Origin of the sequence: Ensifer adhaerens (genome assembly GCF_002940685.1) — a bacterium.
GTDB classification, from domain to species: domain Bacteria; phylum Pseudomonadota; class Alphaproteobacteria; order Rhizobiales; family Rhizobiaceae; genus Ensifer; species Ensifer adhaerens_E.
This window is the reverse complement of sequence record NZ_PNFP01000016.1, coordinates 1-14,170: the sequence shown is the minus strand read 5'-3', so window position 1 is coordinate 14,170 and position 14,170 is coordinate 1. Positions and strand designations below refer to the sequence as shown.

Below are 14,170 nucleotides of genomic sequence, written 5' to 3'. Positions count from 1 at the left end.
CGGTGCTACAGCGACCTTTGCGCGCCTGACAGGACGCGCGGCGCTGTAGGAGACGCTCATTTTGACGGGTCGGAGCCCTGGCGTCCAGCCAGTTCGCGCAACCATTTGCGATGGTGGCGAAATGCCCAGCCGCCGGTGACGGTGCCGCGCGTCATGGCTCTAATCGTGCCGCGCGTCCAGATCGCCGCGTAGACATGGACGATGAAAATCAGGATCGTGAAAAGTGCCGCAAGCGCATGCACGGCGACGGCGATGCGACGCACCGGAATGGAAACGAGGTCGGGGAAATACTGTTCCCAGATCATGATGCCGGTCGTGACAAGGACGACGATCAGCCCGGACATGCCCCAAAAAACCACCTTCTGGCCGGCATTGTATTTGCCGAGTTCCGGCAGGTTTTCCTCGTTGCCCTGCAGCAGGTCACCGATCTTGCGGCTCCACTCCACGTCCTCGCGCCGCGGCAGGTTGAGCTTCCACATTTGCGCGAAAAGCAGAAGGAAGCTTGCCACCAGAACGACGCCGACGATCGGATGCAGCCACCGCGTCATCTGGCCGCCGCCGAAGAGACCGGTCAGAAAGAACAGCGAGGGGTGGAAGAAGGAAAGGCCGGAGATCAGAAGCACGATCATGCAGGCGGCCGTGACCCAATGGTTCACCCGTGTGTAGCCGCGGTATCGATTGACGGTGACCGGGTGCTTCGTCTCGATCCTGTCGCCGGGCGCGGAGTAGATGCGTTTGTCAGCCATCATGCCTCCCTGTCGCCCTGCGGCGCGTGGTTACGATGCGTGACGAGTTCCTCCGCTTCTCCCTCCTCGTGGGCGGTCACCTCGTTGGGCCGGGCAAAGATGCCGTGGAGCACGGCGCCGGCGGCTGCAAGTCCGGCGACGGCGAGACCCACGGTCTTGGCCGGCCCCTTCCAGCCCCTTACCACCGGCGAGATCCGCGGATCGTCCGGCAGGCCGGAATAGAGCGACGGCTGATCGGCATGGTGCAGCACGTACATGACGTGCGTGCCGCCGACGCCCTGCGGATCATAGAGGCCGGCATGGTCGTAGCCGCGCGATTTCAGGTCCTCGACCCGCTCGTTGGCGAGCGTGACCATGTCTTCCTTCGTGCCAAAGGAGATCGCCTTGGTGGGGCAGGCCTTGGCGCAGGCCGGTCCCTGGCCGACGGCCACACGGTCGGAGCAGAGCGTGCATTTCTTCGACACATGCGCGGTCTTGGAGATGCGCGGAATGTTGAAGGGACAGCCGGCCACGCAATAGCCGCAGCCGATGCAGTTGTCGGAGATGAAATCGACGATGCCGTTAGAGTATTGCACGATGGCGCCCGGCGCCGGGCAGGCCTTCAGACAGCCGGGATCGGCACAGTGCATGCAGCCGTCCTTGCGGATCAGCCATTCGAACTCGTTGGTGACGGGGTTCTCGTATTCCGTGAACCGCATCAGCGTGAACATGTCAGGCGTCAGGTCGTGCGGGTTCTCGTAGACGCCGACATTCTCCTCCAGGTCCGGATGGGTGTCGTTCCATTCGATGCAGGCGGACTGGCAGGCCTTGCAGCCGATGCATTTCGAAACGTCGATCAGCTTGGCGACCGGGGTGAGTTCTCTTTCGGGCGCCGGTACGTCGCTCGTTGCCGACACCCTGATGACGTCGCTCGGCAACAGGTTCGACGCCAGAGGCTGCAGCGGCGGGTTGGCGGCGGCCGTTACCGGTTCCGGTGCGCGTTCGCTCATGCCGAGGCTCCTTCTTCCGCCGCCGGTTCGATGTTCACCAGGAAGGCCTTGAATTCCGGCGTGTCGATATTGGCGTCGCCGACGAAGGGCGTCAGACTGTTCGGCCCGAAGCCCTTGCGGGCCGCCCCCATGAAGCCCCAGTGCAAGGGAATGCCGACCACATGCACCGGCTTGCCGTTGCAGATCAGCGGCCGAATGCGCTTCGTCACCACCGCCTTCGCCCAGACCTCGCCGCGCGCGCTCCACACGCGCACCCTTCCACCTTTCGTAATGCCCCGTTCGGCCGCCAGCTCCTCGCTGATCTCCACGAAAAATTCCGGCTGCAGGACGGCATTGACGCGGCTGTGCTTGGTCCAGAAGTGGAAATGCTCGGTCAGGCGATAGGAGGTGGCAACGAACGGGAAATCGCCGCTCGTGCCCAACTGCTCAAGGTCGTGGGGGAAGATGCGGGCGACCGGATTGCCGCGAAGCTTGGCGTTGAACGGATTTTCGACCGGGCTTTCGAACGGTTCCATATGGATGGGGAAAGGCCCGTCCCGCATCAGCTTGCGGGCAAACAGGCGGGCGGTGCCTTCCGGCGTCATGATGAACGGCATCACCGTCTCGGGCTTTGCCGTCACCGCGATGTCGGGCACGTCGAAGCCTGCCCACCGCTCGCCGTTCCATTCGATCAGTTTGCGTGCCGGATCCCAGGGCTTGCCCTCAAGATCGCAGGAGGCACGATTGTAGAGGATGCGGCGGTTTGCCGGCCAGGCGAAGGTCCAGTTGAGATAGGTGCCGATCTCGCCCGGATCGCTGTTGTCGCGCCGGGCCATCATGTTGCCGTCCTCCGTCCAGGAGCCGGCATAGATCCAGCAGCCCGCCATGGTGGAGCCGTCGTCACGCATCACACCGAAGTTCGGCAGAAGCTTGCCCGCTTCTACCAGCACCTTCGTCGGATCGGTCGGATCGTAGAGCGTTTGCAGCGCCCGTCCGTTCATCTCCTGGGCAAGCTCGGCAGGCTCGGGCTCGTAGGGATCCTTGTAATCCCAGGCAAGGTTCAGGATCGGATCGGGGCAAACCCCGCCTTCCTTGCGGTAGAGTTCACGCACCCGCAGGAAGATGTTGGCGAGGATCCAGGTGTCGTGCTTGGCGTCACCCGGCGGTGTCGCGCCGGGCCAGTGCCATTGCAGCCAGCGGCCGGAATTGACGGTGGCGCCCTCGTCCTCGGCAAAACACGTCGCAGGAAGCTGCAACACCTCGGTCATGATCTTGGCCGAGTCCACCTCGTTGTAGATGCCGTGGTTTTCCCAGAAATGCGCCGTCTCGGTCTGCAGCGGGTCGATGGTGACGAGCAGCTTCAGCTTCGACAGACCCTCGGTCACCTTCGCTCTGTTCGGGAAGGACAGAAGCGGGTTGAAGCCCTGGCAGAAGTAGAGGTTCACCTCGCCGCGGCTCATCATGTCGAACATCCTGAGGATGTCGTAGTAGGGCACATCGAGCTTGGGCAGCCAGTCGAAGCCCCAGTCGTTCTCCTTGGTCGCAGCGCTGCCCCACATGGCCTTCAGGAAGCTGACCATGAATTTCGGGGTGTTCTGCCAGTAGCTCGTCTGGCCCGGAACGAGCGGCTTGTTGCCGCGCGTCGACATGTAGGTCGCGTAGTCCGTCTCCTTTTCGGTCGCCAGGTTCATGTAACCCGGCAGGGAGTTGGAAAGCAGGCCGATGTCGGTCAACCCTTGAATGTTGGAGTGGCCGCGAAGCGCGTTCACCCCGCCGCCCGGCAGGCCGACATTGCCGAGGATGAGCTGCAGCATCGCCATGCCGCGGATGTTCTGGGCGCCCTTGGAATGCTGAGTCCAGCCGAGCGCATAGAGCGAGGTCATCACCTTGTCGCGGGCCGAGGTCGCGCCGATCATCTCGCAGATCTTCAGGTAGCGATCCCTCGGCGTGCCGCAGATGTTTTCCACGAACTCCGGCGTGTAGGCCGCGACATGCTCTTTCAGGAGGTTCCAGACACAGCGCGGGTCGGTGAGCGTCGGATCGGTCTTGACCGTCCCGTCCTCGTTCAGCTGGTATTCCCAGGCGGTGCGGTCGTAGTCGCGTTTCTCCTCATCATAGCCGTTAAAGAGACCATCGGCCCAGCCGAACTCCGGGTTCACCAGATAGGTGGCGTTGGTGTAGTTCTTGACGTAGTCCCACTGCACCTTGTCGTTCTCGATGCAGTAGCGGATCGCGCCCATCAGAAAGGCGATGTCGGAGCCGGGACGGATCGGGGCATAGACATCGGCGACCGATGCCGTGCGGTTGAAGCGCGGATCGACGACGATCAGCCGGGCGCCGCGATGGTGCTTGGCTTCCGTCACCCACTTGAAGCCGCAGGGGTGGGCTTCCGCCGCATTGCCACCCATGACGATGACGAGGTCGGTGTTCTTGATGTCGGTCCAGGCGTTCGTCATTGCGCCGCGGCCAAATGTTGGAGCCAAACTGGCTACCGTGGGGCCGTGTCAGACGCGTGCCTGGTTGTCGAAGCCGAGGACTCCCAGGGACCGGACGGTCTTGTAGGTCAGCCACCCCGTCTCGTTGGTGCCGCCCGAGGCCGCAAGGAACCCCATCGTCGTCCAGCGGTTGACCGTGACGCCGGCCGCGTTCTTCTCGATGAAGTTCTTGTCGCGGTCGTCCTTGATCGCCCGGGCGATCTTGTCGAAGGCGTCTTCCCAGGAAATGTCCTGCCACGTGTCTGCGCCCGGAGCGCGGTGGCGCGGCTTGGTGGCGCGGGTCTCGGACTTCACGAAGTCCTTGAGCGCCGCGCCCTTGGGACAGAGCGTCCCGCGGTTGGTCGGATGATCGGCATCACCCTCGATGTGGATGAGCTCCGCCTTTTCGCCGGCGGCAAGGTCACCCCTGGAATACATCAGGATGCCGCAGGCGACCGAACAGTAGGTGCAGACGTTGCGGGTCTCGGTGGTGCTTGTGAGCTTGAAGGCGCGCACATGGGCGGCAGTTGCCGCCTCGGCCGCCCCGAAGCCCATGGCCCCGAGCGTGGTTGCCGCAGCACCTGCGCCGGCGAGCCTCAGGAAGCTGCGGCGGGAAAGATCGATGTTCATTGGAGGTCCTCTTCCATGCGTATCGGTCTTGATGCGAATGGTCGAGCCTCAGGGCCGGCGTGTCAAGGCCGATTTGATCGGCATTTGTCACGAAAAGTCATGGCCTTGCCGGAAACGATGCGGCATGATCGCGATCCTCCACCTGGCCGCCATCGGCACCATTGCATCGAGGGAGTTCGAACCGTGAGCAGCATATCCGCCTCCGCCGAGCCTCGCCTGACCTCACTTGCCCATGGTGGTGGCTGCGGCTGCAAGATCGCGCCGGGCGTGCTTCAGGAAATCTTGCGTGGACGCGTGCAACTGCCGGTTCCGCCGGAACTCCTCGTCGGCATCGAAACGTCCGACGATGCGGCGGTCTACCGCCTCAACGATCACCAGGCCGTGGTCGCCACCACGGACTTCTTCATGCCCATCGTCGACGATCCCCACGATTTCGGCAGGATCGCCGCGACCAATGCGATCAGCGACGTCTACGCCATGGGCGGCACGCCGATCTTTGCGCTGGCGCTCGTCGGCATGCCGGTCAACGTGCTGTCGACGGCGACCATCGGTGCCATCCTCGACGGCGGCGCGGCGGCCTGTCGGGCGGCCGGAATTCCCATCGCCGGCGGCCATACGATCGATTCCGTCGAGCCGATCTACGGCCTCGTCGCTCTCGGCCTCGTCGACCCTGCCCACCTCAAGCGCAACAGCGGCGCCGTTGCGGGCGACGTGCTGATCCTCGGCAAGCCGCTCGGTGTCGGCATCTTCTCGGCGGCGCTGAAAAAGGGCGCGCTCGATGAGGCCGGTTACATCAGGATGATCGCAAGCACGACCCGCCTCAACACCGCCGGGCCCGACCTCGCGCGGCATTCCGGCGTTCATGCCATGACCGATGTCACCGGTTTCGGGCTTGCCGGCCACGCGCTCGAGATGGCGCGCGGGTCGAGCTGCCAGGTCCGTATCGACTGGTCCGCCGTTCCCCTACTGGAAGGCGCCTTCGATTTCGCGACTGCCGGCTTCGTCACCGGCGCTTCGGGGCGAAACTGGGCAAGCTACGGGCAGGACGTGGCCTTTGCCCGCGAGATGGGCGCGGTCGACAAGGCGCTGCTTTGCGATCCGCAGACGAGCGGCGGCCTGCTCGTTGCCTGTGACCGGTCCGCCGCACAGGAGGTCCTCGACCTCTTCAGCAAGCATGGCTTCGCCGCGGCGGCGATTGGGGAAACGGTGGCCGGACCGGCGCAGTTGGTGGTCGCGTAGCGCCGCGCTCATTCCTGTCTGGCCGGAAGCGGCGTTCAGATCGCGCACAACAGGGAGAGGATGTCACCTCTCCCGGTCGACTGTGACGGGTGCGGGGCTGCCCCGGCACTCCGGCTATTGCTTTGCCGCCTCGAGGGCACCGGCGTCGTGCACGACCTTGCCACCAAGCAGGGTCAGCACCGATCCGATGGTGTCGATCTCGTCGGCGGGCATCGTCATGTACGGCTTGTCGAGCACCGCGAGATCGGCGAGCTTGCCTGCCGAAAGCGTGCCGCGGTCCTCTTCGGCAAAGCCGATCCATGCGGCGTTGCGCGTATAAAGCCGCAGCGCCTCTTGTCGCGTCAGCAACTGGTCGTCGGCCTTCTGCACCGTGCCCCCGAGCGAGCGCCCGGTCAGGTGGTACTCAATCGCCTGCCAGACGCCGGCCACGCCGATCCGCGTGGAATCGGTGCCGCCTGCGACGAGCAGCCCCTTGTCGATGGCAAGGCGTGTCGGCGGCGAAACGGCTGCCACGTCGGCGCCGTTGGCATCAGCGATCGCCGCTCCCTCGAAATAGGGACCCATCTGGACGGTGTAGGCGAGGCCCATCTTCTGCATCCGGTCGAGTGTCCGTTCCGATCCGGTGTTGAGGTGGGCGATCGACCACCTGAGGTCATTGAGCGGACGCGTCTTGTGCACCTCCTCGAAGACGTCGAGGATGGCGCTCGCGGCGTCATCGGTATAGGCGTGGATCTCGACGGGGATGCGCCGCTCGGCGGCGAAGAGCGCGACATTCCGCAGTTCGTCGCGCGCTTCCTTCGGCGGGGTGAACCCCGGCCCCATCTGCACGCCGTCGTTCATCGCAAAGACCAGGGATTCGCCAAGACCGAGGAAGCTCAGCGTGCCGTCGTCGTGGACGGCGGGACGGAACGACATGATCTCGCGGAACCATTCGGCTTCGTTGCCGGGATGGGCCGCCGGAATGCGGTAGCCGGCCCTCAGCGTGAGGCCGCCTTCGTCCCTGAGCGCGAAGAACGGTTCGTAGCCGGCCGCCGGTCCGGCGGAAGGGTCGATGAAACCGGTGACCCCGACCGCGTTCAGATGCGAGAAGAAGGTCTTCAGGTTCGCCTTGCGCTCTTCCTTTCCAATCGCACTGAGTTGTCCGAAGAGCACGTTGAACGAGCCGATATTTCCGAAGAGCTTGCCCGTCGCGCGGTCCTCTTCGTTGCGCTCGATCCGGACGCCGGGCGGCAGTTTCGGTTTGGTGCTGTCGAGAGCAAGCAGTTCGATCCCCTTGGTGTTCACGAGCGCGTAGTCATAGAGATATTGCACATAGGCCGGCGTGTCCGGCAGGGCCTTGTCGAGGTCGGCCACGTCAGGCGCGCGACGCTCGGCGAACTGGTCCGGATGCCAGGAGCCGACGACCGCGACCCACTGGTCGCTTGCGCGATCGCGCGCCGCGGTTTTCAGGGCTTCGAGCGCGCTCGCAAGGCTCGTTTCGTCATGCCAGTAGGTTTCAAACGGATAAGTCTGGCCGCCACGGATCGCATGGATATGCGTATCGACAAGGCCGGGAATGACGGTGCGGCCGCCAAGATCCAGAACTTTTGTGCCCGGCTGCACGAAGGCCTGGATTTCCTCATCGGTGCCGACCGCCAGGATGCGGCCGTCGGAAATGGCAAGCGCTTCTGCTATCGCGCGGTCGTCGTCCATGGTGACGATCGTCCCGTTTCGGAGCACGAGGTCGGGGCGATCGCTTGCCAGGGACGGTGATGTGAAAACGGCAAGCTGCGCCGCGGCGAGGCAGAAAGTCGAAAACCGGCGGATCAAGGCACTCTCCTCAACTGGATCGGTGAAAGCAAACTGGCGGAGGTCGCGGGTGGTTCGCGTCGCCTCCCCGGCAGGTGCGGCGTCGGATGGTGGCCGAGCCGTCTCGCCGCGCCTGAGCGGGCGGGCTCAAAAAAGATACGAGCGGTACAAACGCGCGGTAGCTGCTGAAATCGGGCCACAGTGTCCTGAAGATAGGACAACGATTTTTGCCGGCGCCGGGCAAGACTGTGATCGCATGCGGAGCGGTCGAACACAGCCTGGTGTTCAGTTGCTTCAGATATGGCGCAGAAAATCCACGTCGAATTGGACGATAGTCCACCAAAAGAGCACACTCGAACCTCATGTCCACCGGGACGCCGCGCTACCAATCTGTCGGCAGGATGAGGAACCTGCCAGATCAACCAAGGGAGCGAGAAATGATCCACGCCGATGACGGCTCACTGTCCCAGGAACAGCGATTGATGCGCGACAGCTGCCGCGCCTTCGTCGACGACGCGGTGACGCCCTTCATTCGATCGAACTGGCAGCGCGAATGGGACATGAGCCCCGGCGAGCGGCTGCCGCGCTCGATCCTGGAGGGCGCCGAAACGATCGGCGTCCGTACGCTCGGCGTGCCGGAAGCCTATGGCGGCGTCGACCTCGAGCGCGAGACGGAAGTCAGGACTTTCGCGCTCATCTCGGAGGAAATCGCCCGCGGCGACTCTGGCCTGGCCGACAAGCTGGTGCAGAACTGGAAGGTCTCGATCCTCCTGCGCGAGTTCGCGCCGAAGCATCTGCAGGACAAGTGGTTCCCGCGCCTCTTGGCGGACCCGCAGTTCCTGCTGGCCCATTGCCTTACCGAGCCGCGCGGCGCTTCCGATCGCTGGCTACCCTACAACGTGCCCGAGGCGGCGATGCACACGAAGGCCGTGCTCAAGGACGGACACTGGGTGATCAACGGCCGCAAGCAGTTCATCTCGAACGGCTTCGACGCGAGCCTCTATGTCGTCTACGCCAACACCGACTCCTCCGTCGGCATGTTGCAGGGGACCTCGAGTTTCCTCGTGCCGCGCGACACGCCCGGCCTGACGGTGACGAAGTGCAACGAGACCATGGGCTGCCGTTTCATGAACAACGGCGAACTGGTGTTCGAAGACTGCCGGGTGCCGGCCGATCACCTGCTTGTGCAGAACACCGCGCTTGGCAGCGCCGGGCAGTATTTCCGTGCCGGCAAGATCATCCAGGCGGCCAAGAACCTCGGCGTCGGCGTCGCCTGTTTCGAACGCACGGCCGACTACGTCCAGAACTACGTGCAGGGCGGGCGTATTCTCATCAAGCACCAGGCGGTGGCGCTCAGGCTCGCCGACATGGCGACGCGGATCGAGGCGGTGCGTGCCCTGATCGAACGGGCATCGAGGGCCGTCGACGAGGGGCATCCGGACATGGATGTTCTCTGCAACATGGCCAAGGTCTACGCGTCGGAAGAGATCATGAAGGTCGCCACCCACGCGCTGGAACTACATGGCGGCAACGGCGCAATGCTGGAGTTCGGCATCGAGAAGCTGTTCCGCGATGCCGCCATCTTCCTGCACATGGACGCGACCGTCGATGTCAGCCGGATGAAGATCATCAAGACCATGTTCCCGGCAACCGCCGGCAAATACGCAGGCCCTGAAAACTAGGACGTGGCGGAGGAGATGGCGGGCCCGGGAGGACGAAGATGAAGATACTGGTCGCGGTGAAGCGCGTTGCCGATCCAAATGTGAAGGTGAGGTTACGGGCGGACGGCAGCGGTCTCGACCTTGCCGCCGTCAAGATGACGATGAACCCGTTCGACGAGATCGCGGTCGAGGAAGCGGTCCGGCTCAAGGAGGCAGGCATCGCTTCCGAAGTGGTCGTCGTTTCGGTCGGTCCCGACAAGGCGACGGAGACCTTGCGGACCGCGCTGGCGATGGGGGCCGACCGCGGCCTCCTCGTCAGGACGGAGGCGACAACCGAGCCGCTCGCCGTCGCCAAGGTCCTCAGCGCCGTCGCCGGCGAAGAGCAGCCGGCTTTGATCCTTCTTGGAAAACAGGCCATCGACGACGATTGCAATCAGACCGGGCAGATGCTGGCGGCAAAACTCGGCTGGCCGCAGGCGACCTTCGCCTCGCAGCTTGCCGTCGATGGCGACCGCGTCACCGTCATCCGCGAGGTCGATGGCGGATCGCAGACGATCGCGCTCACCCTGCCGGCGATCGTCACGGCAGATCTGCGCCTGAACGAGCCGCGCTATGCGTCGCTGCCGAACATCATGAAGGCCAAGAAGAAGCCGCTGGAGGAAAGGCAAGCCTCGGACTACGGGCTGGTCATCGAGGAGCGCCTGGAGGTCGTCCGCCTCGAGGAGCCGCCGACGCGCGCCGCCGGCATCAAGGTCAAGTCGGTGGCGGAACTTGTCGAACGACTGAAAACGGAAGCGGGAGTGCTGGCATGAGCGTGCTTGTCTTGGCCGAACACGGCAATGCGCAACTGGACGAGGCAACGGCAAGGGCGGTCAGTGCCGCGCTTTGCCTCGACAACGACGTTCACGTGCTCGTCGCGGGCAAGGGGTGTCACGACGTGGCCCTGGCTGCCGCCCATCTCGACGGCGTCTCCAAGGTCCTGCTCGCCGAAGGGGAAAGCCTTGCCAACCAGCTTGCCGAGCCGCTCGCCGACCTGATCGTTGCTCGGTCGGGCAACTACGACGCCATCGTCGCGGCGTCCACATCGACCGGCAAGAACGTGATGCCACGCGTTGCGGCATTGCTCGACGTCATGCAGATCTCGGATGTGATCGCGATCGATAGTCCCGACCTGTTTCGCCGTCCGATCTATGCCGGCAACATCGTTCAGACGGTGCGCTCGAAGGATCCGAAGCGCGTTCTGACGATCCGGGCGTCGGCGTTCCGGCCCGTCGGCAAGGGTGAGGCAAAGCCGATCGAGACCGTCGACATTGTCCCAGGCTCCTGCCTGTCGACATTCGTCGCCAATGCGGTTGCCGTCTCGGAACGGCCCGACCTGACCTCGGCGCGCATCGTCGTCTCCGGCGGGCGCGGCATGGGCTCGGCCGACAATTTCGAGACGGTGCTTGCGCCGCTCGCCGACACGCTGGGGGCGGCACTGGGCGCGAGCCGTGCGGCGGTTGACGCCGGCTATGTGTCGAATGACCTTCAGGTCGGCCAGACCGGCAAGATCGTCGCGCCCGACCTCTATATCGCCTGCGGCATTTCCGGCGCGATCCAGCACCTGGCAGGCATGAAGGACAGTAAGGTGATCGTCGCGATCAACAGGGACGCCGAGGCACCGATCTTCCAGGTTGCAGACTACGGTCTCGTGGCCGATCTCTTCGAGGCCGTTCCCGAATTGAAAGGGACGCTCGCAAGCGCGACTTGAGCAGGTGGCATCGGCAGTGAGGCAAACGGGGAGGACGAGATGGTGAGGACAGACGGGCAGCCGGGCGGCGATCCGGATCAGGGCGTGGACGATACCCTCTCGGCGCCCTTTCGTTCCTACGCGCTCGAACGGGCCGATGCACCCCGGTTCCATATACGCTTGGTCGAAAAGACCCAAAGGCTCTATCCGGCGCACAAGCACGACTACTTCCAGATCGTCTATTTCATGAGCGAAGCGCCGACGGCACGCGTCGGGCTCAGATCCTACAGGCCGCAGCCGGGCTCGATCTATTTCATCGCGCCGATGACCCCGCACCAGATGCGGTTCAGCAGCGCGTCGCGGTCTGTCGTGATCTATTTCGATCTCGACTTCCTCCGGCCGGGGATCACGCGCTCCTATCCGATCTCGGAACTGGTGCGCATCGCCCCGGAACTCACGCCCTTTGCCTGGCAGGGGCACATCGACTTCAACCTCGACGAAGCCCTGGCGGCGCGCGTCGAGGAGGCCTGCCGGGCGATGATCCTGGAGCATTCGGAGGATCGCATCTGTACAGGCGAGATCATTCGCGCCGAGTTGACGCTGATGCTCGGCAGGATCTGCCGGGCCTATGAGGATCGTTTCGACGAGTTGTCGCCGGTGCTGCCGGTGATCGGCCGGGACAGCGGACACATGCGTCGGATCTCCGACTTCATTGCGGAGAACTATCTGCGCTCGCCGACGCTCGATCAGGCGGCGACCTATGCCAGGCTTTCCCGCAGCCGCCTCTGCGCGCTTTTACGACAGCATACCGGCACCAGCTTCAACGCGCTCATACGCGAGATGCGCATCGATGATGCGCGCGAGCGGCTGGTGCTGACCGACGAGCCGATCGGCCAGATCGCCTTTGCCGTTGGTTACAACGACGAGAAGTATTTCCTGCGGGCGTTTCGAAAGTCGGTCGGAATGACCCCGACGGCCTATCGGGCGAAACGGTTGAGCGACCTTGCCGTGCCCGCGGCCGCCCGGCGCGGCCTTGCCGCGCAGGCCGCGGGCCCCATGCCGAGGGGCAAGAGCTAGTCAGGGCAAGTGGAACCAGGCGGGCAACGGGATTGTCCGTCGGACAGAGGAGAGCCTGACCGGGATCCGGTCCGGCATGTGCGGTTGATTGCAACATGGGAGGAGTAGCAATGCTTAAGAATGTCGAGGATCAGGCGCGGGCACCGCTCAGGATGTCCGGCCTGTTCGTGGGCGGAGAATTTCTGGATGACGGCAGCGCCACCACGTTCAGCGTCGAGGAGCCGGCGACCGGCGCGACCATTGCGCACGTGACCAACGCGTCGGAGAGCGACGTCGACCGGGCGGTCAGAAGCGCGCGCGGCGCCTACCAGGCATGGCGTGATCGTTCGCCGCGCGAGCGCGGCCAGATCCTGCGAGAGGTCGCGGCCCATATCCGCAAGCACGTCGACGAGCTGGCCGAGATCGAGGCGCGCGAGGTGGGCAAGCCGCGACGCGATGCCTTGCGCTTCGACCTGTCGTTCTGCCATGCGTGCTTCGACTATTTCGGCGGTCTCGCCGATACGATCCACGGCGAGATCCTCGATCAGGGACCGATCGAGGCGCGCATCAGCTACGAGCCCTATGGCGTGGTCGCGGCGATCCTGCCTTTCAACTGGCCGCCGATCCACTTTTCCAAGAAGTGCGCGCCGGCGCTCGCCGCCGGCAACACCGTCGTCATCAAGCCGGGTGAGCAGGCGCCCCTGACCGTGCTGCGGCTTGTCGAACTCGCCAATGAAATCCTGCCGCCGGGCGTGCTCAATGCCGTTGCAGGTCTCGCGTCCGGCCCGGCACTTGCCTCCCATCCGCTGGTCGAGCGGATCACCTTCACCGGCTCGACGATGACCGGCCGGCGCGTGCTGCAGTCGGCGGCGCAGAACCTCACCTATGCCACGATGGAACTTGGCGGAAAGAACGCGCTGATCGTGCTTGCCGATGCCGATCTCGACGTCGCGATCGACGTCGCGCTCGAAGGCATGTTCTACAATCAGGGCGAGGCATGCACGTCGACGTCGCGCATTCTCGTGCACGACAGCCTCCACGACCAGTTCCTCGAGCGGTTCGCGCGGGCGACCGAGAAGCTCGTCGTCGGCGACGGGCTCGATCCGGCGACCGATATCGGCGCGATGGTCGATGCGAAGCACCGCGACAAGGTGCTGTCCTATCTCGATATCGCACTGAAGGAAGGAGCCCGCCTCGTCACCCAGGGCAGGCTGCCGACCGAGGAGCGATTGAAGGACGGCTACTGGGTTGCCCCGACGGTGCTCGCTGATGTCACGTCCGACATGACCCCGGCGCGCGAGGAGATGTTCGGTCCGATCGCCAGCATCATGCGGTTTTCGACCGAGGAAGAGGCGATCCGCATCGCCAATGACAGCGAGTACGGCCTGACGGCAGCGATCTGCACGACCGACGAGGCCCATGCCGGCAAGATCGCCGCCAGGCTCGAAGCCGGCATGATCTTCGTCAACAACTACATGCGCCGTGCCTTCCTCGGTTCCCCCTTCGGCGGGCAGAAGGGAAGCGGCTTCGGACGGGAAAATGCCGCCGAAACCCTGCGCGAATTCACGCGCTCCAAGAACGTCCGGTTTCCGTCGGGTCGGGGGAGCATCCCGACCTGGCCACCGAAGGACTGAGTTCTTCCTGAACCAGATCCATTGAACCAAACCTCCAGCACGGTGACGACGCCGCGTCTTCGGCGCGTCGCCGTGCGAACTTCTAGCGGTCCTCGGCGAGGGCGGCCGTAGCGTTCCGCGCGGCGCGCTTCAGTAGAGCCGCCAATTGATAGGTGCATGCAGATGGTTGAACGCGAGAGCATGGAGTTCGACGTTGTGATCGTCGGCGCGGGGCCGGCCGGTCTTGCGGCGGCGATCCGGCTGAA

General features: G+C 64.4%; 10 protein-coding genes. 6 read left to right on the top strand and 4 right to left on the bottom strand.

Annotated features, from left to right (window positions below; genetic code table 11):
• Positions 1 to 56: 56 nt before the first annotated feature.
• The 3 genes from C1A35_RS27000 to fdnG are packed head-to-tail and all read right to left on the bottom strand — an operon-like array spanning position 57 to position 4,818.
• The gene (locus C1A35_RS27000) at positions 57 to 746 is read right to left on the bottom strand and encodes a formate dehydrogenase subunit gamma (RefSeq protein WP_104667325.1); all 690 of its coding nucleotides are present in this window, start codon (positions 744 to 746) and stop codon (positions 57 to 59) included.
• Positions 746 to 1,735 (bottom strand): formate dehydrogenase subunit beta, encoded by a 990-nt coding sequence (gene fdxH, locus C1A35_RS26995; protein ID WP_104667324.1) that lies wholly within the window; start codon positions 1,733 to 1,735, stop codon positions 746 to 748. Before fdxH ends, C1A35_RS27000 begins: the two co-directional genes overlap by 1 nt.
• On the bottom strand, positions 1,732 to 4,818 hold the full coding sequence (fdnG, locus tag C1A35_RS26990) for a formate dehydrogenase-N subunit alpha (RefSeq protein ID WP_158665176.1): 3,087 nt from the start codon (positions 4,816 to 4,818) through the stop codon (positions 1,732 to 1,734). The genes fdxH and fdnG overlap by 4 nt, the downstream gene beginning before the upstream one ends.
• A 192-nt stretch (positions 4,819 to 5,010) precedes the next feature.
• On the opposite strand from fdnG, the gene selD reads away from it, so the two are divergent.
• On the top strand, positions 5,011 to 6,057 hold the full coding sequence (gene selD / locus C1A35_RS26980) for a selenide, water dikinase SelD (RefSeq protein ID WP_440271570.1): 1,047 nt from the start codon (positions 5,011 to 5,013) through the stop codon (positions 6,055 to 6,057).
• 114 nt (positions 6,058 to 6,171) lie between these two features.
• Here selD and C1A35_RS26975 read toward each other — a convergent pair whose 3' ends face one another.
• Positions 6,172 to 7,866, bottom strand: a complete 1,695-nt coding sequence (locus C1A35_RS26975; RefSeq protein ID WP_199773036.1) for an amidohydrolase — start codon at positions 7,864 to 7,866, stop codon at positions 6,172 to 6,174.
• A 416-nt stretch (positions 7,867 to 8,282) separates the two neighbouring features.
• Between C1A35_RS26975 and C1A35_RS26970 the strand changes: the two genes are divergently transcribed.
• The 5 genes from C1A35_RS26970 (at position 8,283) to C1A35_RS26950 (ending at position 13,925) form a co-directional block, all read left to right on the top strand.
• Positions 8,283 to 9,527, top strand: a complete 1,245-nt coding sequence (locus C1A35_RS26970; RefSeq protein ID WP_158665175.1) for an acyl-CoA dehydrogenase family protein — start codon at positions 8,283 to 8,285, stop codon at positions 9,525 to 9,527.
• A 38-nt stretch (positions 9,528 to 9,565) separates the two neighbouring features.
• Positions 9,566 to 10,318 (top strand): electron transfer flavoprotein subunit beta/FixA family protein, encoded by a 753-nt coding sequence (locus C1A35_RS26965; protein WP_104667320.1) that lies wholly within the window; start codon positions 9,566 to 9,568, stop codon positions 10,316 to 10,318.
• Positions 10,315 to 11,256, top strand: a complete 942-nt coding sequence (locus C1A35_RS26960) for an electron transfer flavoprotein subunit alpha/FixB family protein (protein ID WP_104667319.1) — start codon at positions 10,315 to 10,317, stop codon at positions 11,254 to 11,256. The genes C1A35_RS26965 and C1A35_RS26960 overlap by 4 nt, the downstream gene beginning before the upstream one ends.
• Positions 11,257 to 11,295: 39 nt before the next feature.
• A complete protein-coding gene (locus C1A35_RS26955; protein WP_104667318.1) occupies positions 11,296 to 12,312 on the top strand; it encodes a helix-turn-helix transcriptional regulator in 1,017 nt (338 codons plus the stop codon).
• Positions 12,313 to 12,422: 110 nt separating this feature from the next.
• A complete protein-coding gene (locus C1A35_RS26950) occupies positions 12,423 to 13,925 on the top strand; it encodes an aldehyde dehydrogenase family protein (RefSeq protein WP_104667317.1) in 1,503 nt (500 codons plus the stop codon).
• Positions 13,926 to 14,170: the final 245 nt, after the last annotated feature.

Bases quoted from the DNA above. Each gene is read 5' to 3' on its own strand.
- C1A35_RS26960 (WP_104667319.1), top strand. From the start codon at position 10,315: ATGAGCGTGCTTGTCTTGGCCGAACACGGCAATGCGCAACTGGACGAG.
- fdxH (WP_104667324.1), bottom strand. From the start codon at position 1,735: ATGAGCGAACGCGCACCGGAACCGGTAACGGCCGCCGCCAACCCGCCG.
- C1A35_RS26955 (WP_104667318.1), top strand. From the start codon at position 11,296: ATGGTGAGGACAGACGGGCAGCCGGGCGGCGATCCGGATCAGGGCGTG.
- C1A35_RS26970 (WP_158665175.1), top strand. From the start codon at position 8,283: ATGATCCACGCCGATGACGGCTCACTGTCCCAGGAACAGCGATTGATG.
- C1A35_RS26965 (WP_104667320.1), top strand. From the start codon at position 9,566: ATGAAGATACTGGTCGCGGTGAAGCGCGTTGCCGATCCAAATGTGAAG.
- C1A35_RS27000 (WP_104667325.1), bottom strand. From the start codon at position 746: ATGGCTGACAAACGCATCTACTCCGCGCCCGGCGACAGGATCGAGACG.
- C1A35_RS26950 (WP_104667317.1), top strand. From the start codon at position 12,423: ATGCTTAAGAATGTCGAGGATCAGGCGCGGGCACCGCTCAGGATGTCC.